25 protein-coding genes and 1 riboswitch are annotated in these 19,799 nt (G+C 71.1%); of the genes, 7 read left to right on the top strand and 18 right to left on the bottom strand.

The window, feature by feature from the left end:
• Positions 1–4 precede the first annotated feature (4 nt).
• The 9 genes from pheS to NAG42_RS37490 all read right to left on the bottom strand — a co-directional run bounded on the left by pheS (position 5) and on the right by NAG42_RS37490 (position 6,472).
• Entirely contained in the window at positions 5–1,066 is a 1,062-nt protein-coding gene (gene pheS, locus NAG42_RS37530) for a phenylalanine--tRNA ligase subunit alpha (protein ID WP_250037094.1), read from the bottom strand.
• A gap of 159 nt (positions 1,067–1,225) precedes the next feature.
• The gene (locus tag NAG42_RS37525; protein ID WP_250037093.1) at positions 1,226–2,230 is read right to left on the bottom strand and encodes an alcohol dehydrogenase catalytic domain-containing protein; all 1,005 of its coding nucleotides are present in this window, start codon (positions 2,228–2,230) and stop codon (positions 1,226–1,228) included.
• Complete coding sequence (locus tag NAG42_RS37520) at positions 2,230–3,006, bottom strand: TrmH family RNA methyltransferase (RefSeq protein ID WP_250037092.1); 777 nt, start codon at positions 3,004–3,006, stop codon at positions 2,230–2,232. Before NAG42_RS37520 ends, NAG42_RS37525 begins: the two co-directional genes overlap by 1 nt.
• Positions 3,007–3,239: 233 nt before the next feature.
• The gene (gene rplT, locus NAG42_RS37515; RefSeq protein ID WP_250037091.1) at positions 3,240–3,632 is read right to left on the bottom strand and encodes a 50S ribosomal protein L20; all 393 of its coding nucleotides are present in this window, start codon (positions 3,630–3,632) and stop codon (positions 3,240–3,242) included.
• Between the two features lie 37 nt (positions 3,633–3,669).
• Entirely contained in the window at positions 3,670–3,864 is a 195-nt protein-coding gene (gene rpmI, locus NAG42_RS37510) for a 50S ribosomal protein L35 (protein ID WP_250037090.1), read from the bottom strand.
• Positions 3,865–3,935: 71 nt separating this feature from the next.
• Entirely contained in the window at positions 3,936–4,550 is a 615-nt protein-coding gene (infC, locus tag NAG42_RS37505) for a translation initiation factor IF-3 (protein ID WP_250037222.1), read from the bottom strand.
• Positions 4,551–4,849: 299 nt separating this feature from the next.
• Positions 4,850–5,299 (bottom strand): PH domain-containing protein, encoded by a 450-nt coding sequence (locus tag NAG42_RS37500; RefSeq protein ID WP_438872500.1) that lies wholly within the window; start codon positions 5,297–5,299, stop codon positions 4,850–4,852.
• Between the two features lie 14 nt (positions 5,300–5,313).
• Positions 5,314–6,159: an ATP phosphoribosyltransferase gene (gene hisG, locus NAG42_RS37495; RefSeq protein WP_250037088.1), complete on the bottom strand. Its 846-nt coding sequence runs from the start codon at positions 6,157–6,159 to the stop codon at positions 5,314–5,316.
• Between the two features lie 49 nt (positions 6,160–6,208).
• On the bottom strand, positions 6,209–6,472 hold the full coding sequence (locus NAG42_RS37490) for a phosphoribosyl-ATP diphosphatase (protein WP_250007792.1): 264 nt from the start codon (positions 6,470–6,472) through the stop codon (positions 6,209–6,211).
• Between the two features lie 77 nt (positions 6,473–6,549).
• Here NAG42_RS37490 and NAG42_RS37485 point away from each other — a divergent pair, with 77 nt between their 5' ends.
• The 6 genes from NAG42_RS37485 (at position 6,550) to NAG42_RS37470 (ending at position 10,004) form a co-directional block, all read left to right on the top strand.
• A complete protein-coding gene (locus NAG42_RS37485; RefSeq protein ID WP_250037087.1) occupies positions 6,550–7,422 on the top strand; it encodes an ABC transporter substrate-binding protein in 873 nt (290 codons plus the stop codon).
• A complete protein-coding gene (locus NAG42_RS37480) occupies positions 7,419–8,267 on the top strand; it encodes an amino acid ABC transporter permease (protein WP_250037086.1) in 849 nt (282 codons plus the stop codon). Before NAG42_RS37485 ends, NAG42_RS37480 begins: the two co-directional genes overlap by 4 nt.
• Complete coding sequence (locus NAG42_RS37475) at positions 8,267–9,007, top strand: amino acid ABC transporter ATP-binding protein (RefSeq protein ID WP_250037085.1); 741 nt, start codon at positions 8,267–8,269, stop codon at positions 9,005–9,007. Before NAG42_RS37480 ends, NAG42_RS37475 begins: the two co-directional genes overlap by 1 nt.
• Before the next feature lie 121 nt (positions 9,008–9,128).
• The gene (locus tag NAG42_RS44635; RefSeq protein ID WP_284046429.1) at positions 9,129–9,263 is read left to right on the top strand and encodes a hypothetical protein; all 135 of its coding nucleotides are present in this window, start codon (positions 9,129–9,131) and stop codon (positions 9,261–9,263) included.
• A gap of 154 nt (positions 9,264–9,417) precedes the next feature.
• Positions 9,418–9,543: a hypothetical protein gene (locus tag NAG42_RS44630; protein WP_284046428.1), complete on the top strand. Its 126-nt coding sequence runs from the start codon at positions 9,418–9,420 to the stop codon at positions 9,541–9,543.
• On the top strand, positions 9,543–10,004 hold the full coding sequence (locus NAG42_RS37470) for a hypothetical protein (protein ID WP_250037084.1): 462 nt from the start codon (positions 9,543–9,545) through the stop codon (positions 10,002–10,004). The genes NAG42_RS44630 and NAG42_RS37470 overlap by 1 nt, the downstream gene beginning before the upstream one ends.
• A gap of 39 nt (positions 10,005–10,043) precedes the next feature.
• On the opposite strand, the gene ribH is transcribed toward NAG42_RS37470, so the two are convergent.
• The 6 genes from ribH to rpe form a co-directional block, all read right to left on the bottom strand.
• A complete protein-coding gene (gene ribH / locus NAG42_RS37465; RefSeq protein WP_250037083.1) occupies positions 10,044–10,520 on the bottom strand; it encodes a 6,7-dimethyl-8-ribityllumazine synthase in 477 nt (158 codons plus the stop codon).
• A gap of 46 nt (positions 10,521–10,566) precedes the next feature.
• A complete protein-coding gene (locus NAG42_RS37460) occupies positions 10,567–11,781 on the bottom strand; it encodes a bifunctional 3,4-dihydroxy-2-butanone-4-phosphate synthase/GTP cyclohydrolase II (RefSeq protein ID WP_250037082.1) in 1,215 nt (404 codons plus the stop codon).
• A complete protein-coding gene (locus tag NAG42_RS37455) occupies positions 11,774–12,373 on the bottom strand; it encodes a riboflavin synthase (RefSeq protein WP_250037081.1) in 600 nt (199 codons plus the stop codon). Before NAG42_RS37455 ends, NAG42_RS37460 begins: the two co-directional genes overlap by 8 nt.
• Positions 12,373–13,434, bottom strand: coding sequence for a bifunctional diaminohydroxyphosphoribosylaminopyrimidine deaminase/5-amino-6-(5-phosphoribosylamino)uracil reductase RibD (ribD, locus tag NAG42_RS37450; RefSeq protein ID WP_250037080.1), 1,062 nt, complete (start codon positions 13,432–13,434; stop codon positions 12,373–12,375). Before ribD ends, NAG42_RS37455 begins: the two co-directional genes overlap by 1 nt.
• Positions 13,435–13,560: 126 nt before the next feature.
• Positions 13,561–13,752, bottom strand: a riboswitch (FMN riboswitch).
• 106 nt (positions 13,753–13,858) lie between these two features.
• Positions 13,859–14,866 (bottom strand): GGDEF domain-containing response regulator, encoded by a 1,008-nt coding sequence (locus NAG42_RS37445; RefSeq protein WP_250037079.1) that lies wholly within the window; start codon positions 14,864–14,866, stop codon positions 13,859–13,861.
• Positions 14,863–15,537: a ribulose-phosphate 3-epimerase gene (rpe, locus tag NAG42_RS37440; RefSeq protein WP_250037078.1), complete on the bottom strand. Its 675-nt coding sequence runs from the start codon at positions 15,535–15,537 to the stop codon at positions 14,863–14,865. The genes NAG42_RS37445 and rpe overlap by 4 nt, the downstream gene beginning before the upstream one ends.
• Before the next feature lie 136 nt (positions 15,538–15,673).
• Here rpe and NAG42_RS37435 point away from each other — a divergent pair, with 136 nt between their 5' ends.
• On the top strand, positions 15,674–16,525 hold the full coding sequence (locus NAG42_RS37435; RefSeq protein WP_250037077.1) for a septum formation family protein: 852 nt from the start codon (positions 15,674–15,676) through the stop codon (positions 16,523–16,525).
• Positions 16,526–16,528: 3 nt separating this feature from the next.
• Here NAG42_RS37435 and NAG42_RS37430 read toward each other — a convergent pair whose 3' ends face one another.
• From NAG42_RS37430 to def, 3 genes are all read right to left on the bottom strand, one after another.
• Entirely contained in the window at positions 16,529–18,001 is a 1,473-nt protein-coding gene (locus NAG42_RS37430) for an RsmB/NOP family class I SAM-dependent RNA methyltransferase (RefSeq protein WP_250037076.1), read from the bottom strand.
• 146 nt (positions 18,002–18,147) lie between these two features.
• Complete coding sequence (fmt, locus tag NAG42_RS37425; protein ID WP_250037221.1) at positions 18,148–19,074, bottom strand: methionyl-tRNA formyltransferase; 927 nt, start codon at positions 19,072–19,074, stop codon at positions 18,148–18,150.
• A gap of 5 nt (positions 19,075–19,079) precedes the next feature.
• Positions 19,080–19,637 carry a peptide deformylase gene (gene def, locus NAG42_RS37420; protein ID WP_250037075.1) on the bottom strand — a complete coding sequence of 186 codons (558 nt, stop codon included), beginning with the start codon at positions 19,635–19,637 and terminating at the stop codon, positions 19,080–19,082.
• Between the last annotated feature and the right edge of the window lie 162 nt (positions 19,638–19,799).

Here is a 19,799-nt window from a genome sequence, read left to right as displayed (position 1 = left end):
GGGGTCAGACCTCCATTCCGAAGTTGGCGGTGAACCGCACATCGCCCTCGACCATGTCGCGCATGTCGCTGACCCCGTTGCGGAACATCAGGGTGCGCTCGACGCCCATGCCGAACGCGAAGCCCGAATAGCGGTCGGGATCGATGCCGCAGGCGACCAGCACCCGCGGGTTGACCATGCCGCAGCCACCCCACTCGACCCAGCGCGGACCGTCGCGGTGCTGGGCGAACCAGACGTCGAACTCGGCCGACGGCTCGGTGAACGGGAAGTAGTGCGGCCGCCAGCGGGTGCGCGCGTCGGGGCCGAACATCGCCTTGGCGAAGTGGTCGAGCGTGCCGCGCAGGTGGGCCATCGTGATGCCCTCGTCGACGACCAGACCCTCGAGCTGGTGGAAGACCGGGCTGTGGGTGGCGTCCAGCTCGTCCGAGCGGTAGGCCCGGCCGGGGCTGACCACATAGATCGGCGGCTGCCGGGTGAGCATCGTGCGGACCTGGCCGGGCGAGGTGTGCGTGCGCATCACCAGGCCGGGCAGGTCGACGTAGAAGGTGTCCATCGACCCGCGTACGGCGTTGTCGGGCCCGATGTTGAGGGCGTCGAAGTTGGCCCACTCCAGCTCGAGCTCGGGCCCCTCGACGATGTCGTAGCCCATGCCGGCGAACAGGTCGCCCATGTGCTCCATCAGCGTGGTCAGCGGGTGCCGGGCGCCGCGCGGGCGGCGGTCCCAGGGCAGGGTGACGTCGACGCGCTCGGTGACCAGCACCCGGGCCGCGCGCTCGATCTCGAGCTCGGCCAGGCGGGAGTCGTAGGCGCCCTGGACGGACTGCCGGGCCAGGTTGACCCGCTTGCCGGCGTCGGACTTGGCGGCCGGCGGCAGCGAGCCGATCTCGCGGCGGGCCAGCGAGACGGGGGCCCGGTCGCCGAGGTGCGCGGACTTCAGCGTGGCCAGCTCGTCCAGGTCGGACGCGGCGTCGAAGGCCTTGCGGGCCTCGTCAACGGCAGCCTCGAGTGCGGCCGGGTCGAGCAGGGCGGCCTGCTTGGGGTCGTACGGATCGTTGCGGTAGGACATGGTCTCCCTCACACCGGATTGCCGAGTGGCAGTGTACGGAGGCACGGCTGAGCCGCGGCCCGCCGGTCAGGGAGTGCGAGGTGTGTCAGACCCGCGGCCCGCGACCAGCGGGCCGGCTAAACAGCGTCATCAGGGTCCCCACACGGAGAGCATATCGTGTCACGCCTCGCGCACCGCGACGACCATTCCGGCCCGCCCCGGGATCGGCGAGTCCATCGTCGTCAGCGCGACCCCGGCCGCCTCGAGCGGGATCGTCGAGCCGACCAGGCGTCCCGGGTCGAGGCGGCCCCGGGCCACCAGGTCGATCATCGGCGGATAGTCCACGGCGGCCATGCCGTGCGAGCCGGCGACCCGCAACTCGCGGGCGACCACGAGATCCCAGGGCAGCGGGGCGCGGGCGTCGGCCCCGAGCATCAGCCCGACCTGCACGTGCCGGCCGCCACGGCGCAGGGCCCGCACCGAGGCCTCGGCGGTGGCGGCCGAGCCGTAGGCGTCGATGGCGATGTGCGCCTGCTGGTCGATCTCGTGCACGATCACCGCGCCCAGCGAGGCGGCCAGCGAGCCGGCCGCGGGTGACGGGTCGACGGCCAGCACCCGCAGGCCCAGCGCGTTCGCGATCATGATGGCCGACAGGCCCACGCCGCCGGCGCCGTAGACGGCCACGGTCGCGTCGCCGGGCACCGGCCCGTGCCCGGTCAGCGCCCGGAAGGCGGTGGCGAACCGGCAGCCCAGCGCGGCCGCGGCGACGAAGCCGACGCTGTCGGGCAGGCGCACCAGATTGGTGTCGGCCGCCCGCACCACGACCCGCTCGGCGAACGACCCCGGATGGGTGAAGCCGGGCTGGGTCTGGTCGGGGCAGATCTGGGCCTGGCCGGCCGCGCAGAACTCGCAGCGGCCGCACCCGTTGACGAACGGCGCGGTGACCCGGTCGCCCAGCGAGAAGCCGCGGACCGTGGGGCCGATCGCGACGACCTCGCCGGCGAACTCGTGGCCGGGGATGTGCGGCAGCGGCACCGGGTCGTGCCCGCGCCAGGCGTGCCAGTCGGAGCGGCAGATGCCGGTGGCCCGCACCTCGACGACGGCACCGTCGGCCGGGCAGACCGGTTCGGGCACCTCGGCGACCCGCGGTGGCTCGCCGACGGCGTCGTAGACGATGGCACGCATCAGCGCTGGGCCCGGGCCGACGCGTACAGGCAGACGGCGGCGGCCGCGGCCAGGTTGAGGCTCTCCGCGCCGCCGTAGATCGGCACGCGCACCTGCCGGTCGGCCGCGTCGAGCAGCGCCGGGGGCAGACCGTGCGCCTCCGAGCCGAACAGCCAGGCGGTGGGCCCGCCGAGCCCGCCGTCGTCGGCCAGGGTGTCGAGGTCGTCGGCGCCGTAACCACTGGTGGCGAGCACCTGAAGGCCGGCCTGGCGCAGCGGGGTCACGACGTCGAGCGGGGAACGAACCACATCTACATGAAACAACGACCCGGCCGACGCGCGGACGCATTTGCCGTTGTAGGGGTCGACCGCGTCCCCCGCGAAGATCACCGCGCCGGCTCCGGCCGCGTCCGCGGTGCGCAGGATCGTCCCCGCGTTCCCCGGATCCCGGATCTCCGCCACCACCGCCACCAGCCGCGGCTTCTTACCGAGCGCTTCCTTCAACGGCACGTCCACCTGCTCGCAGACCGCCACCAGCCCCTGCGGCTGCACGGTCTCGGCCAGCGCGGCCAGCCCGTCCTCGCTCACGAGGGACACCACTTCGGCGTGCGCGACCAGATCGGCGAACCGCTCGACCGCCTCCTCGGTGACAAACAGCTCCACCACGACGCCCGCGGCCAAAGCTTCCCGTACGGATTGAGGCCCCTCCGCCAAGAACCGACCGGCCTGATCCCGATCCCGCCGCCGCTGCAACTTCCGCGCGTTGGCGATCCGAGGCGTACGAGAGGTGTATGTCATCGACCGATCCTGGGGTTTGGTTTGGGGAGTGCCCACTCACGCACGCCGCCGGTGTGGGTTTCGCGTTCTGGACGCGCCAGCGGCCAGCGAAGCCCGCGCCGGTCCCCGCGGGAGCGACGGTCCGCACGCCCCACCCCGCCGGGACATCCAGAATTTGATCTTGCTTTGCCGCGTCGTGAAACGCCGCAGGCGCCTCCCGAAAAGATCGGGAAGCGCCTGGGGTGAAGCGAAAACTAAGCAGCCTGGGCGGCGGCGCCACCCGTGCCTTCGGCAGCGACAGCCGCCTTCGCAACCTCGACGATCGCCGCGAACGCAGCGGCGTCGTTCACCGCGAGGTCAGCCAGGATCTTCCGGTCGACCTCGATCTCGGCCAGGCGGAGACCCTGGATGAGACGGTTGTAGGTCAGGCCGTTGGCCCGGGCGCCCGCGTTGATGCGCGTGATCCACAGCTGGCGGAAGTCGCCCTTGCGGTCACGGCGGTCACGGTAGGCGTACTGCATCGAGTGCAGCACCTGCTCCTTGGCCTTGCGGTAAAGGCGGGAGCGCTGTCCGCGGTATCCGCTGGCGGACTCCAGCAACGTGCGACGCTTCTTCTGGGCGTTGACTGCCCGCTTGACGCGTGCCATTTCGGTACTCCTAACAGGGGAACGGGTGTGGCTCGCGTCAGCGGCCGAGCAGCTTCTTGACTCGCGGCAGGTCGGCCTCGGAGATGACCACGGTGCCGGTCATGCGCCGGGTGACGTGCGAGGACTTGCCCTCGAGCAGGTGGCGCTTGCCGGCCTTCTCGCGGACGATCTTGCCCTTACCGGTGACCTTCACCCGCTTGCCGGTGCCGGTGTGGGGCTTGAACTTAGGCACGTGGAGCCTCTTTCTGATCTTTCCGCACGTCAGGGGGCCGTGTGGCCCCCCGATGCGTGCGGAAAAGCTGTCTACTCTGCGGTGGTGGTGGCAGTCTCGGTCTCGACCGGCGCATCGCCCTCGCGGGGTTCACGACCGGGCTTGGTGGCGACGGCCGCTACGGCCGCGGCCTTGGTCGCCCGGTGCGGGGCCAGCACCATGATCATGTTTCGGCCGTCCTGCTTCGGGCTGGCCTCTACGAATCCCAGCTCCGAGATCTCTTCGCTGAGCCTGCGCAGGAGCCGGAAACCCAGCTCGGGGCGGCTCTGCTCGCGACCGCGGAACATGATCGTCACCTTGACCTTGTCGCCCGCCTTGAGGAACCGCACCACGTGACCCTTCTTGGTCTCGTAGTCGTGCGGGTCGATCTTCGGGCGGAGCTTCATTTCCTTGATGACGGTCTGCTGCTGGTTGCGCCGCGCTTCGCGTGCCTTCAGTGCGCTCTCGTACTTGAACTTGCCGAAGTCCATGAGCTTGCACACCGGCGGCCGCGCCATGGGAGCAACCTCGACCAGATCCAGATCGACATCCGCGGCCAGCTGCAGGGCGCGCTCGAGCGGGACGATGCCCACCTGCTCACCCTCAGGGCCGACCAATCGGACCTCACGAGCACGGATCTGTTCGTTAACGCGTGGTTCGACGCTGATGGGGCCTCCTCAGAACGGTTACTTGTCTGCCAATGTCGGTCGGCCCCGCGCCCTCGACAAACCGGGCGCCGGGAAAGCAGAAGACCCCGCTGCCTGTGTAAGCGCATGGCGGGGCCCGCTCGACCGGTCATCGACGCCCGTGAGGACGCGCCCCGGACGCCGGATCACTCCGACGCCCAGGTGACCGGACCCGGCCCTCGGTGAAAGGGCGTCGGGTGGGAACCAGCGGGCTCCTCTTTCGCGCCTGCACTTGGCATGCAGGCGTGGTCGACGGCGTCAACTCTACCAGGTTGAATTCCTCACGCGTCCACCGCCTCGGCGTGCAGCTTTCGCAGGGTGCGCACACCGTCGACGGCGTAGTCCTTGTCGGCCGCCTGGAGCGCGTGCACCGAGATCTGCTCGTCGTCGAGCAGCTCGAGCTGGGCCCACGGCGAGTTCCGGTCGAAGCGCACCTTGCGCACCACCGACCAGGGCAGGTCGTATCCGCCGACGACGTTGCGGACCCGGATGTGCTCGGCGTCGGCGATCACCCGCGGACGCAGGAAGGCCAGCACACCCAGCCCGATCAGGATGCCGAGCCCGATCATGGCGGCCTGGTCACCGCGCTGGAACGAGCCGGAGTTGTCGAAGCCGGCCGACCCCTTGAGGCCGAAGCTCAGCACGGTGAACAGCACCGCCACCGCCACCGCGACCGGGATGGCCACCCAGCGGATCCTCTTGGGCCGGAAGGTCACGGTCGTCTCATCCACGGTCTTCACGGTACTCACAGCCGGCAGTTGGCGATGTCGGTGACCAGGATGGCCCGGGCCCCCAGCTCGTAGAGCTCGTCCATCACCTGGTGCACGTCGGCCCGGGGCACCATCGCCTGCACGGCCACCCAGCCCTCGCGGTGCAGCGGCGAGACGGTGGGCGACTCGATGCCGGGGGTCAGCCCGGTGGCCCGGTCGAGCAGGTCGGCCCGGACGTCGTAGGCCAGCATCACGTAGCTGCGGGCCACCAGCACGCCCTGCAGACGGCGGATGAGCTGGGCGGCGCCGGCGCCGGCGCTTTGCTCGGCCCGGCCGATCAGGATCGCCGACGAGCGCAGCAGCGGCTCGCCCAGCGTGACCAGGCCGGCCTGACGCAGCGTGGCGCCGGTCTCGACCACGTCGGCGATCAGGTCGGCCACGCCCAGCCGGACGGCGTTCTCGACCGCGCCGTCGAGCCGCACGACGTCGGCCTTGAGCTCGTGCTCGGCCAGATAGCGCTCGACCACCCCGGGATACGCGGTGGCGATGCGCTTGCCGCCGATCTCGTCGGCCGAGGTGATCGCGCCCGACGGGGCGGCCCAGCGGAAGGTGGCCCCGCCGAAGTTGAGGTCGAGCACCTCGGTGGCCGGGACGCCCGAGTCGACCAGCAGGTCGCGGCCGGTGATGCCGAGGTCGAGGTCGCCCGACCCGACGTAGGTGGCGATGTCGCGCGGGCGCAGGTAGAAGAACTCGACGTTGTTGGCCTCGTCGCGGCAGGCGAGGTCCTTGGGATCGGTGCGCTGGCGGTAACCCGCGTCCCGCAGCATCTGCGAGGCGGGCTGGGAGAGGGTCCCCTTGTTGGGGACGGCGATGCGCAGCATGACGGACGTGCTCCTTCTCTCTTTCGCATGTCAGAGGCGGGGTGGCACGTCACAGATGTCGATAGACGTCCTTGAGGTCGAGACCGGTGGCGATCATCAGGACCTGAGCCTGGTAGAGCAGCTGCGAGATCTCCTCGGCGGCCCGCTCGGGGCCCTCGTGCTCGGCTGCCATCCAGGACTCGGCCGCCTCTTCGACGACCTTCTTCCCGATGAAGTGGACTCCGCGCTCCAAAGCCGCGACGGTGGACGAACCGGGGGTTCCCTCCGCCGCCTTCGCCTGGAGCTCGGCGAACAACTCTTCGAACGTCTTCACGGGAGGCATTTTGCCAACTCGTCACGGGATGGCGACGAACGGCCCCAGCAGGTGAGACCTGTTCTAGGCTCCCGGTCATGGTCAGCCGATTCACCCTTCTCACCACCGGCGGCGCCGTGCTCGCGCTCGCCGCCCTCGCGGGCTGCTCGCCCGTCGAGGAGAACGCCGCCCCCGCCACGTCCGCCAGCGCTTCTGGCGACGTCTGCCCCGCCGGCGCCCTGTCGACCAAGACGGCCGGCAAGTTGACGATCGGCACCGACAATCCGGCCTACGAGCCGTGGTATTCCGACAACGACCCGAAGAACGGCAAGGGCTTCGAGTCCGCCGTCGCCTACCAGGTCGCCCAGCGTCTGGGATACGCGCAGGACAATGTGATCTGGACCTCGGTGACGTTCAACAACGCCATCGCCCCCGGTCCCAAGGCCTTCGACTTCGACATCAACCAGTTCTCGATCACCCCGGAACGCCGCAACGCCGTGGACTTCTCGTCGCCGTACTACCTCGTCCGGCAGACGGTGATCACCACGAAGGGCTCGAAGATCGCCGGCGCGAAGTCGATCGCCGACCTCAAGAGCGCCAAGCTGGGCGCCCAGGTCGGCACGACGAGCTATCAGGCCGTGACCGACCTGATCAAGCCGAGCACCCAGCCGTCGGTCTTCAACAACAACGACGACGCCAAGGCCGCCCTGGTCAACGGCACTGTCGACGGCATCGTGGTGGACCTGCCGACCGCCTTCTACATGACCGCGGCCGAGCTCAAGGACGGCGTCATCGTCGGCCAGCTGCCGCAGGTGGGCGTGCCCGAGCAGTTCGGCCTGGTGCTCGACAAGGACTCGGCGCTGACCGGCTGCGTCAGCACGGCCGTGGACCAGCTGCGGCAGGACGGCACCCTGGCCGTGCTCGAGAAGACCTGGCTGGCCGACTCCGGCGGAGCTCCCGAACTCCAGTGACCTCTCCGTTCCACGAACCAAGCCTCATTCAGCAGGACCGGATCACCTTCCGCCGCCGGAAGGCGGTCCGGTCGGTGCTGCTCGCCGCACTCTCCACGGCGATCGTCGGCACGCTGCTGGGCGTGCTCATCACCGGCGCCCCCGGGTGGGACCGGGTGCGTCAGTCGTTCCTCGACCCCGACATCGCCGTCGACTGGCTGCCCGAGATCCTCCAAGGGCTCTGGCTCAACCTGCGCATGCTGGTGTTCTGCGCGCTCGCCGCGCTGGCGCTGGGGTTGCTCATCGCGGTCCTGCGCACCCTGCGAGGGCCGGTGTTCTTTCCCGTACGGGCCCTCGCGACGCTCTATACGTACTCGTTCCGGGGTCTGCCGCTGATCATCGTGATCTACCTGATGGCGTTCGGTATCCCGGGTCTGCGGCTGCAGGGCACGCCGAGCGTCACCGTGCTCGGCGGCGCGGCCATCGTGATCACGTACGGGGCCTATCTGGCCGAGGTGTTCCGGGCCGGCATCGAGTCGGTGCACCCGAGCCAGATCGCGGCGGCGCGGTCGCTGGGGCTCAGCTATCGGCAGTCGATGCGCTTCGTGGTGCTGCCCCAGGCCGTCCGCCGGGTCGCTCCCCCGCTGCTCAACGACACCGTGGCCCTGCAGAAGGACGTGGGGCTGATCTCGCTGGCCGGGCCGATCGACGCCATCCGCGCGGCTCAGATCGGCGTGGCCCAGACCGCCAACTTCACCCCGTACGTGGTCGCCGGCGTGCTTTTCGTGCTGCTGGCCCTGCCGCTGATCGGGATCACCGACTGGGTGACGCTGCGCGCCGCCCGCCGCCAGGCCGGGGGCGAGTGATGGTTCTCTCCTGCACGGACGTCCGCAAGACGTTCGGCTCGAATGTGGTGCTCGACGGGCTCAGCCTCGATGTGGGCGAGCACGAGGTGGTGGCGCTGATCGGCGCCTCCGGCTCGGGCAAGTCGACGCTGCTGCGCTGCGTCAACCTGCTGGCCGAGATCGACGACGGGGTCATCCGGCTGGACGGCGAGGACATCACCGACCCGCGGGTGGACCCCGACGCCGTACGGCAGAAGATCGGCCTGGTCTTCCAGTCGTACAACCTGTTCCCGCACATGACCGTGCTCGACAACATCACGCTGGCGCCGGTGCGCGTCCACCGGCGTGCGGCCCAGGACGCGCGCGACCAGGCGCGGGAGTGGCTCGACCGGGTCGGCCTGGCCGACAAGGCGGGCAGCTATCCGGACAAGCTCTCCGGCGGTCAGCAGCAGCGGGTGGCGATCGTGCGGGCCCTGGTCAACAACCCGCGGCTGCTGCTGCTGGACGAGGTGACCTCCGCGCTGGACCCGGAGCTGGTGGGCGAGGTGCTGACGATGATCCGCGACCTCAAGGGCGAGGGCATGACGATGGTGCTGGCCACCCACGAGATGGGCTTCGCCCGCCAGGTGGCCGACCGGGTCGCGTTCCTCGACAAGGGCCGGGTCCTCGAGCAGGGGCCGCCCGAGCAGGTTCTGGGCGACCCGGTGGAGGCTCGCACCCGTCAGTTCCTGGCCCGCATCATCGAGGCCGGTCGCCTGTAACGTATTTCGATCTAAAGATGTGGCGCCGGGTTGCGTGGGCGTGACATTGTGCAACGGCGGGCACGGGGGTGAACCGCCTAAACGCCGGAGGCGGCCCTCTTGCTCTGCTGAGAGGACCGTTATGCGTCGTTTCATCGCATTTCTGGCTGTCCTGACCGCCCTGATCACCGGGTCGCTGCTGCTCGCGCCGAGCGCGCAGGCCGACACCGGACCGTCCAGCACCCGAGTGGTGACCGTCGACCGCGGCACAGGGTGAGCGCGTTGTCGTCACCCTCAGTGCCACCTGCCCGGCCGGCGCCACCATCAAGGTTCTCGTCACTGTCACCGCGGCCAACGACGACCGCATCGCCCAGGGCACCCGGCAGAAGAAGGCGGACTGCACCGGCACCGCCCAGAGCATCGAGCTGCGGGTGGAGCGCAACCCGATCGGCGCGATCTTCCTCGTCGGCCCGGCCACCGCGACCACCGTGCGCACGGTCTGCGACGGCATCGGCTGCGACGACATTTCCTTCGACGAGACGATTCGGATCAGCTGATGCGACTGCGCAAGATCACTGCCCTGGCCCTGTCCACCGTCCTGCTCACCACGCTGGCGCCCGCGCCGGCCAACGCCGCCGCCTCCACCGCGGCCTCTGCCTCGGCCTCTGCCTCGGCCTCTGCCTCGGCCTCCGCTTCCGCTTCCGCCGACAACCCGATCACGGTGTTCTCGACTTTCCTGGTGGCGCGCGGCGCCGCCGTGGACGTCAACTTCGGCATCACCTGCCCGGCCGACGTCAGCGGCACGGCCACCGTCTCGGTCACCCAGACCCGCGACGACGGCCTGATCGCCGGCGGCACCGGGACCGACGAGTTCACCTGCGCCAACGGCGGCATCCTGAACATCACCCGGGTCACCGCGAGTGTGCTCGGGGCGCCGTTCGAGCGCGGGCGGGCCCGGCTCACGATGCTGGTGACCGGCAGCGCACCGATCAACCAGAACACGCGTCTGCAGAACTGACCGGTGGTCCGGGCGCCGGGAGGCGCCCGGATCGCGCCGTCAGCCCTTGGCCAGCTCGCGGAGCACGAGCGCCGCGTCGAGCACGGCCACCGTGGACTGCCAGCCCTTGTCCTCGACCGAATCCTCCAGGCCGGCCCGATCGCGGGCCTGCCCGAGGCTGTGCACCGTCAGCACGCCGTGGCCGATCGGGGTCCGCTCGTCGAGCGCGACCCTGGTCAGTCCGGCCGTCACCGAGTCGTTCACGTAGGCGTAGTGGTCGGTCTCGCCCTTGATCACCACGCCCAGAGCCACCACCGCGTCACAGGTGCGGGCCAGCGCCTGCGCCACGACCGGCAGCTCGACCGAGCCCGCCACCCGCGTCACCACGACATCGGTGACCCCGCACTCCTCGGCGGCGGCCCGCGCCCGGTCGATCATGTGATCGATCAGGTCGGCGTGCCAGCGCGCGCCGACGATGCCGAGCCGCAGCCCGGCCGCGTCGACCGTCTCCATCTTCGGATCACCGAAACCGGCCATCTGTCCCCCTCGTAGAAGTCCATCGTCGTGGCAACCGGGCGGGAATTCAGCCCAACGCCTCGAACAGGTGCCCCATGCGGTCCCGCTTGGTCCGCAGGTAGTGCACGTTCTCGGGGTGCAGCCGCACGGGCAGCGCCTCGCGGCCGGTGATGGTCAGCCCGTAGCCCTCGAGGCCGGCCCGCTTGGCCGGGTTGTTGGTGAGCAGCCGCATCGAGCGCACCCCCAGGTCGTACAGGATCTGGGCGCCCGTGCCGTAATCGCGCGCGTCGGCCGGCAGGCCGAGCTCGAGGTTCGCGTCCACCGTGTCGAAGCCGCGATCCTGCAGCTGGTAGGCCTGGAGCTTGTGCAGCAGGCCGATCCCCCGGCCCTCGTGCCCGCGCATGTAGAGCACGACGCCCCGGCCCACCTCGGCCACCCGCTGCAGGGCGGCGTCGAGCTGCGGGCCGCAGTCGCAGCGCTGCGAGCCGAAGACGTCACCGGTCAGGCACTCCGAATGCACGCGGACCAGCACGTCCTCGCCGTCGCCGAGCTCGCCGTAGACCAGCGCCACGTGCTCGCCGTCGTCGGTCAGGGCCCGGTAGCCGACCGCGGTGAACTGGCCGTGCTCGGTCGGCAGCCGGGTCTCGACGACCCGCTCGACCTGGGTCTGGTGGTGCCGGCGGTAGGCGATGAGGTCGGTGATGCTGATCAGCGCGAGGTCGTGCTCGACGGCGAACTTCTCGAGATCGGGGCGGCGCTGCATGGTGCCGTCGTCGTTCACCATCTCGCAGAGCACACCGGCGGGGCGCAGACCGGCCAGCACGGACAGGTCGATCGCGGCCTCGGTGTGGCCGGGGCGGCGCAGCACACCACCGGATTTCGCCCGCAGCGGCACCACGTGGCCCGGACGGGACAGGTCGGTCGGCTGGGTCTCGGGCGAGGCCAGCAGGCGGATCGTCCGGGCCCGGTCGGCGGCCGAGATGCCGGTCGCGACGCCCTCGCGGGCATCCACCGTCACCGCGTACGCCGTGCCCCGCGCGTCCTGGTTGGTGTGGAACATGGGCGGCAGGTCGAGGCGGTCGGCCTCGTCCTCGGTGATCGGCACGCAGATGTAGCCCGACGTGTAGCGGACCATGAAGGCGACCAGCTCGGGCGTCGCCTTCTCGGCCGCGAAGATCAGGTCACCCTCGTTCTCGCGGTCCTCGTTGTCGACCACGATCACGGCGCGACCGGCGGCGATGTCCGCGATCGCCCGTTCGACGTCGGCAAAAGCCTCAGACATGACGGTCTCCCAGCATCTTCTCGACGTACTTGGCGATCACATCGACTTCGAGGTTCACCGGGTCACCGACGTCCTTGGCGCCCAGCACGGTCAGTTTCGAGGTGGTCGGGATCATCCCGACGCTGAACGTGTCGTCGTCGACGGCCATCACCGTCAGCGACACGCCGTCGACGGTGATCGAGCCCTTCTCGACCACGTACCGGGACAGCTCGGCCGGCAGCGAGAACCGCACGACCTCCCAGTCGGCGGCCGGCTCGCGCGAGACGATCCGGGCCACCCCGTCCACATGCCCCTGCACCAGGTGACCGCCCAGGCGGCTGCCCAGCGCGGCGGCCCGTTCCAGGTTGACCGGACCGCCGACCTCGAGCGCGCCGAGCGACGAGCGGCGCAACGTCTCGCCCATCACGTCGGCGGTGAAAACCCCGTCGACGTTGTCGATCACGGTGAGGCAGACGCCGTTGACCGAGATCGAGTCGCCGTGCCGTGCGTCCGAGGTGACCAGCGGGCCCTTGATCTCCAGGACCGCGGAGTCGTTCCGGTTGTCGGTCAGGCCGACGACCTCGCCCAGCTCCTCGACGATGCCGGTGAACATCAGCTCTCCTCTTTGTTGGGTCGCAGCGACGCCGTGAAGCGCAGGTCGGGACCGATCTGCGTGATGTCCTTGAGGTCGAGCTCGATGGCGTCGGCGATGGTGCCGATGCCCGCCTCGACCAGAGCCGGCCGGCCCGCGCCGAGCAGCTTGGGAGCCACATAGCCGACGACCTGGTCGACCAGGCCGGCCTCGAGGAACGCGCCGGCCAGCGTGGGACCGCCCTCGAGCAGCACCGATCGGATGCCGCGGCCGAACAGGGCGGCCAGCAGCGCGGCCAGGTCGACGCGGCCGTCCGGCCCGGTGCCGAGCTCGTCGCTCGTGGCGATCCAGGTGGGTGCGGCGGCGTCCCTGACTCGTGCTTTCTCCGGCGTACGCCCCCGGGAGTCGACGACGACCCGGAGCGGCTGCTTGATGGCGAGGCTGCCGTCCCGCAGATCGCGGACGGTGAGCTGAGGGTCGTCGGCGATGACCGTGCCCACGCCGGCGACGATCGCGTCGACCGTGCCCCGCAGCACGTGCACGTCCGAGCGGGCCGGGGCCGAGGTGATCCACTGGCTGGTGCCGTCGGCGGCGGCCGAGCGCCCGTCCAGCGTGGTTGCGAACTTCCAGGTCACGTACGGCCGGCTGCGGCGCACGGCGGTCAGCCAGGCCACATTGCCCTCGGTCGCCTCCAAGCGCCGCACACCGGTCTCGACCTGCACCCCCGAGGCGCGCAACCGGACGGCCCCGCCCGTCGCGACCGGTGTCGGGTCGTCGACCGCGATCACGACGCGGCGCACCCCGGCGTTGATCAGGGCCTGGCTGCAGGGGCCGGTGCGGCCGGTGTGGTTGCAGGGTTCGAGCGTGACGACGGCGGTGCCGCCGCGGGCCCGGTCGCCGGCCTGGGCCAGCGCCACGATCTCGGCGTGCGGGCCACCGGCGTAGGCGTGGAACCCCTCACCGACGACCTCGCCGTCGGTGTCGAGCAGGAGGCAGCCGACCACCGGGTTGGGGCTGGTCGTGCCGAGTCCGCGGGCGGCCAGCGCGATCGCGCGGCGCATCGCCTCGTCCTCGGTCACCATCGGTGTCTTCCTCTCGCGCGGTGCTGTCACGCGCGGGCAGGAAGAGGCAGAAAACGCCGAAATCGGGCACGAGGGTACGCTGCGCGTACCCCGGCCGGGGGCTGGGCAGCCCTCGTTCCGATGCCGACGCGCTGTCTCCCATCCGGACTGTCTGACCGAGCCTGAGAAGGGCTTGATCAACCGTCGGCCCTGGAGTCTCACCAGGTCCACCGTCCGTCGCAGAACGACGTCCGGGTCGCGGGCTTACCGAACCCTGGAAACACATCCAGAGATCGGATCACCGCCGGTTCGGAATTTCACCGAGTCCCGCCAGCGCGTGGTGGGTCACCCCGAGTTTTACACGACTGGCGGATTTTGCCACCCCCGGGGCGAGCCATCTCACAGCCGCGCGACTTGAACGCACAACCACCGCGGCTCGCTGACCTCAGGCTTCGGCGCCGTCGGCCCGTCGGCGGTCGATCGCCACATACGAGCCCGGCTGGGATTTGGCGACCTTTTTCATCTCCGAGGCCACCCCGATGACCACCCGCGGGTCGGCGAAGCGGCGGCCCTCGACGGTCGCCTGGGCGACGCCGATCGAGAGCGTCACCAGCGCGGCGCGGTTCTTGTTGCCGCGCCGGTCGGGCACCTCGATGTAGCCGCGCTCGGCGTCGATCGCGTCGTAGAGCTGATCGGCCGCCTGCTCGAAGTCGCCGACCATCCGCTTGGTCAGCGGGAGCACCTGCTCGGGGGTGCAGATGAAGACGAAGTCGTCGCCACCGATGTGGCCCAGGAAGATCGAGGGCGGGCCGACCGTGGCCACCGCGCGGTGCAGGCTGCGGGCCAGCGCCGTGATGAACTCGTCGCCGCGGTCGAAGCCGTAGACGTCGTTGACGCTCTTGAACCGGTCGATGTCGATGTAGCCCACGGCGTACTCGCCGCCGGCCTTCATCCGGTCGGAGATCTCGCGCCGCACCCGAGCGTTGCCGGGCAGGCCGGTCAGCGGCGAGGTCTCGCGGAACTCCTTGTTGCGCCGCAGCGTGGACGACACGCGGGCGATCAGCTCGGCCGTGTCGAACGGCTTGACCAGGTAGTCGTCGACGCCGGCGGTCAGGCCCACCACTTTGTCGACAGTCATGCTCTTGGCCGTCAGCATGATCACCGGCAGGGCCGAGGTGAGCGGCTCGGCGCGCAGCCGGCGGGTCAGCTCGACACCGTCCATCCGCGGCATCATCCAGTCGACCACGGCCAGGTCGGGACGCCGGTCCTCCATCACCTCGAGCGCGTCCTGCCCGTCGCGGGCGCGGATCACGTCGAAGCCGTGCACCTTCAGGTTGAACTCGACGAAGCTGGCGATGTCCTGGTCGTCGTCGACCACCAGGATCAGGTCGGGACGGTCCTCGGGCTCGGGACCGAGCTCGTCGTGCTGGGGATCAGCGACCCCGGTGCTCATCCGACTCCTCCCGCTCCCGCGAGGGCGCGCAGCTTGCCGATGGCCGCGGCCGGGTCCTCGGCCCCGTAGACCGCGGTGCCCGCCACGAACGCGTCGGCGCCGGCCTCGGCCGCCTGCTCGATCGTGTCGGCCGCGATGCCACCGTCGACCTCGAGACGGACCTCGAGATTGTCAGCATGGACGCGGCGGCGCACCGCGCGCACCTTGTCGAGCATCTCGGGCAGGAATTTCTGCCCGCCGAAACCCGCCTTGATGGTCATGATCAGCAGCGTGTCCACATGGGGCAGCAGATCGAGATAGGGCTCGACGGCGGTGTCGCGGTCGATGGCCAGACCGGCCTTGGCACCGGCGGCGCGCAGCGTCTTGGCCAGCGCGACCGGGTCGTCGGTGGCCTCGGCGTGGAACGTGACGTTGTAGGCCCCGGCCTCGGCGTAGCCCGGCGCCCAGCGCTCGGGATCGGTGATCATCAGGTGCACGTCGAACGGGATGCTCGTCGCCTTGCGCAGGCTCTGCACCACCGGCAGGCCGATCGTCAGATTGGGCACGAAGTGGTTGTCCATGACATCGACGTGCACCCAGTCGGCGGCACCCTCGATCGCATGCACCGCGTCGGCGAGACGGGCGAAATCGGCGGCCAGGATGCTGGGGGCGATGATCGGCGATGGCTCCACGGCAGAAAGTCTATGACCTCGCGGGCGTGCGCTCTCCCCGCCTGTGGATAACCATTGCCCGGCCGTCCAGGTCTTCGCACCTGCGATGTACCCGATAGAGTGACGACCCCTTCGACGGACCGGGCGGGAGAACGACATGCGGCGATGGGTGGCGGCCGCTCTGGTGCTCGCCCTCGCCGGCTGTTCCGACCTGCCCAGCGGCGTCGACGGCGACCTGGCGAACGGTTGGTCCGCGCCGCCCGTGGCCAAGCAGTTCCGCCCGGCGGCCGCGCAGTGCCACCCCGGCCTGGTCGAGGAGGGCACGCTGGAGGATTACGCGCCGGTGCCGTGCGCCCGCCCGCACGTGGCCGAGACCGCGGCGATCGCCGACCTGCCCGACCTCGCTCCCGCGGCGCGCCCCGGCCGCGCGTTCCGGGAGTGCTCCCGCCGGGTCACCGGTTTCCTGGGGGGCGACTGGCGCACCGGCTGGCTGGTGCTGCAACCCGTCCTGCCCAGCGCCGAGGCCTGGACCGGTGGCGCCCGATGGTTTCGCTGCGACCTGGCCGAGACGTCCCCGGTCGACGGCGAGTTCGTCCGCCGCTCGGGCAGCCTGAAAGGCTCCCTCCGGAGCGCCCGAGTGCGGATGACCTGCGCCAACCCCCGGGTGGCGGGCGGCCGGGTCACCGCGATGCGCCCGGTGCCGTGCGCCGGGCAGCACACCGCGGAGTTCGCCGGCATCTTTGTGAGCAAGAGCGCGACGGCAGCCGGGCTGACCGCCGCTGAGCTCGAGAAGGGCTGCCACGCGACGATCGCCACGTTCACCGGCATCCCGGCCGACCGGAGCGTGCGCAACCGGGTGGGCTGGCTCGGCTTCCCACCCGGCGACACCTCGTGGCGGCTGGGCGACCGCGCGATCCGCTGCTTCCTGTGGCTCAACGGCGAGCGGATGACCGGCACCTACAAAAATGCCGGCACCCGCAAGCTGAAGATCCACTACGTCTATCGGTAGCCGTCAGCTGGTGCGGCGCAGCACCGCCAGGAACATGGCGTCGGTGCCGTGCCGGTGCGGCCACAGCTGCACCGTCGGGCCCGCGCCGAGCCCCGGCATGCCCGGTGGCAGCAGCGGGCGCGCGTCGACGAAATCAACCTCGACACCGCTGCGGCGCGACCCCTCGGTCACCGTCACCTGGGTCTCCACCATGTGCGGCGAGCACGTCACATAAGCCACGACGCCGCCCGGCCGGACCGCCCGCAGCGCCGCCACCAGCAGCTCGCGCTGCAGCTTGGTCAGCGGCGGCAGGTCGGCCGGCGTTCGGCGCCAGCGCGACTCGGGACGGCGCCGCAGCGAACCCAGGCCGGTGCAGGGCGCGTCCACCAGGACCCGGTCGAAGCCCTCCTCGGGCAGGTCGGGGTCGCGGCCCACGGACCGGCCGTCCATCGGCAGCACGGTCACCGGCATGCCCTTGGTGGCCTGCTCGACCAGGCGGGCCCGATGCTCAGCGACCTCGACCGCGGTCACCTCGGCGCCCCGGGCCGAAGCGACCGCGCCGAGCAGACCGGCCTTGCCCCCGGGCCCGGCGCAGAGGTCGAGCCAGCGCGTGTCCTGACCCTCGATCGGCGCCGCCAGCAGCGCCGCCGCGACCAGCTGGGAGCCCTCGTCCTGCACGTGCGCGCGACCGTCGTGGATCGCCGCCAGCTCGCGCGGGGAGCCGCCGTTCAGATAGACCGCGTACGGCGAGAAGGCCCCGGGCACGCCGCCGACCTCATCGGCCAGCTCGACCGCGTCGACGCGCCCCGGCCGGGCGCACAGGTGCACCGTCGGCGGCTGGTTGTCCTCGATCAGCAGCCGGGTGGTCTCGGCCAGGTCGCCGCCGAGCGCCTCGTTGAACGCCCGGATCACCCACTCGGGATGGTTGTGGTGCACGGCGAGGTTGCCGACCGGGTTCTCGTCGTAGGCGGGGGCCAGCCGGTCGAGCCACTTGTCGAGCGGCGTCTCGGCGATCGTGCGCAGCACCGCGTTGGCGAAACCGGCCGCGCCCGGGGCAACCGACCGCACCAGGTCGACGGTCTGGCTGACCGCGGCGAAGGCGGGCACCCGGGTGTGCAGCAACTGATAGGCGCCCAGCCGCAGCGCGTCGCGGGCCGGCGGGTCGATGCGGGCCACCTCGCGTCCGGCCGCGTCGGCCACGATCAGGTCGAGCGTGCCCATCGCGCGCAGCGTCCCATAGGTCAGCTCGGTCGCGAACGCGGCGTCCCGCCCGTCGAGCCGCATGTCGCGCAGGATCTCGGACAACACCAGATTCGCGTACGCGTCGTCGCGGTGCACCGCCGCGATGGCCTCGTAGGCGGCCTGCCGGGCCGGGTCGGACGGCGGGCGGCCGGCCCGCGGGCCCCGGCCGGTGCGGGAGTCGCGCTCGTAGCCCGGCCCGCCGGACCGTCGCGGACGCCCGGAACCGTGCGGCCGATCGGCCTTGTGGTCGGTCACTGAAGAATCTCCCCGGGCTGGATGCGAACGGTTGTGCTGTGCCCGGTCACTGAAGCTTCTCCCCCGGTCGGATGCGCGTGATTGCTCGGCGCCCGGTCACTGGAGCTTCTCCCCCGGTCGGATGCGCGTGATTGCTCGGCGCCCGGTCACTGGAGCTTCTCCCCCGGCTGGATGCGGAGCCCGCGGGCCCAGTCGGTGGCGGCCATCGGCTTCTTGCCCGCGGCCCGCACCTCCCCGAGCACGACCGGCGTGGTGGCCGTGCCGGCCAGCACCTGCGTCCGCTCGACGAGCAGATCGCCGGGAGCCAGGTCGGGACCGTTGGCCACCGGCTTGACCGGGCCCAGCTTGAGCCGGTCGTCGCGCAGCGTCGTCCACGCGCCCGGGGCCGGGGTGCAGGCCCGGATGCGCCGGTCGACCGCGAACGCCGGATCGTCCCAGCGGACCCGCGCGTCGTCGACCGTCAGCTTGGGGGCCAGCGTGATGCCGTCGGCCGGCTGCGGGTGAGCCCGGGCCGCGCCCGACTCGATCGCGTCGAGCACCGCGACGAGCAGGCCGGCGCCCTCGGTGGCGAGCCGCTCGAGCAGGTCGCCGGACGTGTCGGTGGGGCGGATGTCCTCCGTCAGGGTGCCGTAGACCGGGCCGGTGTCGAGCCCCGCCTCCAGCTCGAAGACGCTGGCCCCGGTCACCTCGTCGCCGTGCAGCACCGCATGCTGCACGGGAGCGGCGCCGCGCCAGGCGGGCAGCAGCGAGAAGTGCAGATTGACCCAGCCGTGCTTGGGAATCTCGAGTGCGCTGGGCGGGACCAGAGCACCGTACGCCACCACGGGCACACAATCGGGCGCGAGCGACCGCAGCCGCTCCTGGAACTCGGGCTCCCGCGGACGCTCGGGGGTGAGCACCTCGATGCCGCGCTCGTCGGCCCAGGCGGCGGCGGGCGACCGCACCAGGCGGCGTCCGCGCCCGGCCGGGGCGTCGGGACGGGTGACCACGGCGAGCAGCTCGTGCCCCGAGGCGGCGATCGCATCGAGGCTGGGCAGCGCGACGGCCGGCGTGCCGGCGAAGATCAGGCGCAACCCGCTCACCGCCCCAGCCCGAAGAGACCGCGGCCGTGCGGGCTCTCCTTGACCGTCGGCGGCCGGCCCGCGTCGTACCAGTCGGCCGAGCGGATCTGCTTCATCGCTTCCTTACGGGCGGCGGCGTCGAGCCGGTCGAGGAACAGCACGCCGTCGAGGTGGTCGGTCTCGTGCTGCACACAGCGCGCCATCAGGCCGGTGCCGACGATCTGGATCGGGTCGCCGTGCTCGTTGTAGCCCGCGGCCACGACATTTTGCCGGCGCTTGGTGTCGATGTAGACGCCCGGGATCGACAGGCAGCCCTCGGGACCGTCCTGCTCCTCACCGTCGGGGAACGACAGCACCGGATTGATCAGATGGCCGACCACGTCGTCCACGTCGAACGTGAAGACGCGCAGGCCGACGCCGATCTGCGGGGCGGCCAGGCCGGCGCCGCCCTCCTCCAGCATGCTGTCGGTCAGGTCCTTGACCAGGGTGCGGAGTTCCTTGTCGAAGTCGACGACGAGGTCGGCCGGCGTCCGGAGCACCGGATCGCCGAACAGACGGATGGACTGGACGGTCACGCGGGAAGACTCCTGACATCTCGGCTCTGCACCTGACCAGTCTACGGAGTGGTTTCCGCGCTTCCCGTCCGCGGCGGGGTGCCCAGCGTCACGGCAACTCGGAGGGCCTCGTTTCGGCTGCCCGGCGGGGCGCGCGGCCGGGAGCATCGGGAAATGTCAGGG

The sequence above is a fragment of the Paractinoplanes maris genome (assembly GCF_023544465.1).
Classification (GTDB): Bacteria; Actinomycetota; Actinomycetes; order Mycobacteriales; family Micromonosporaceae; genus Actinoplanes; species Actinoplanes maris.
This window is presented reverse-complemented; position numbering and strand designations above follow the sequence as displayed.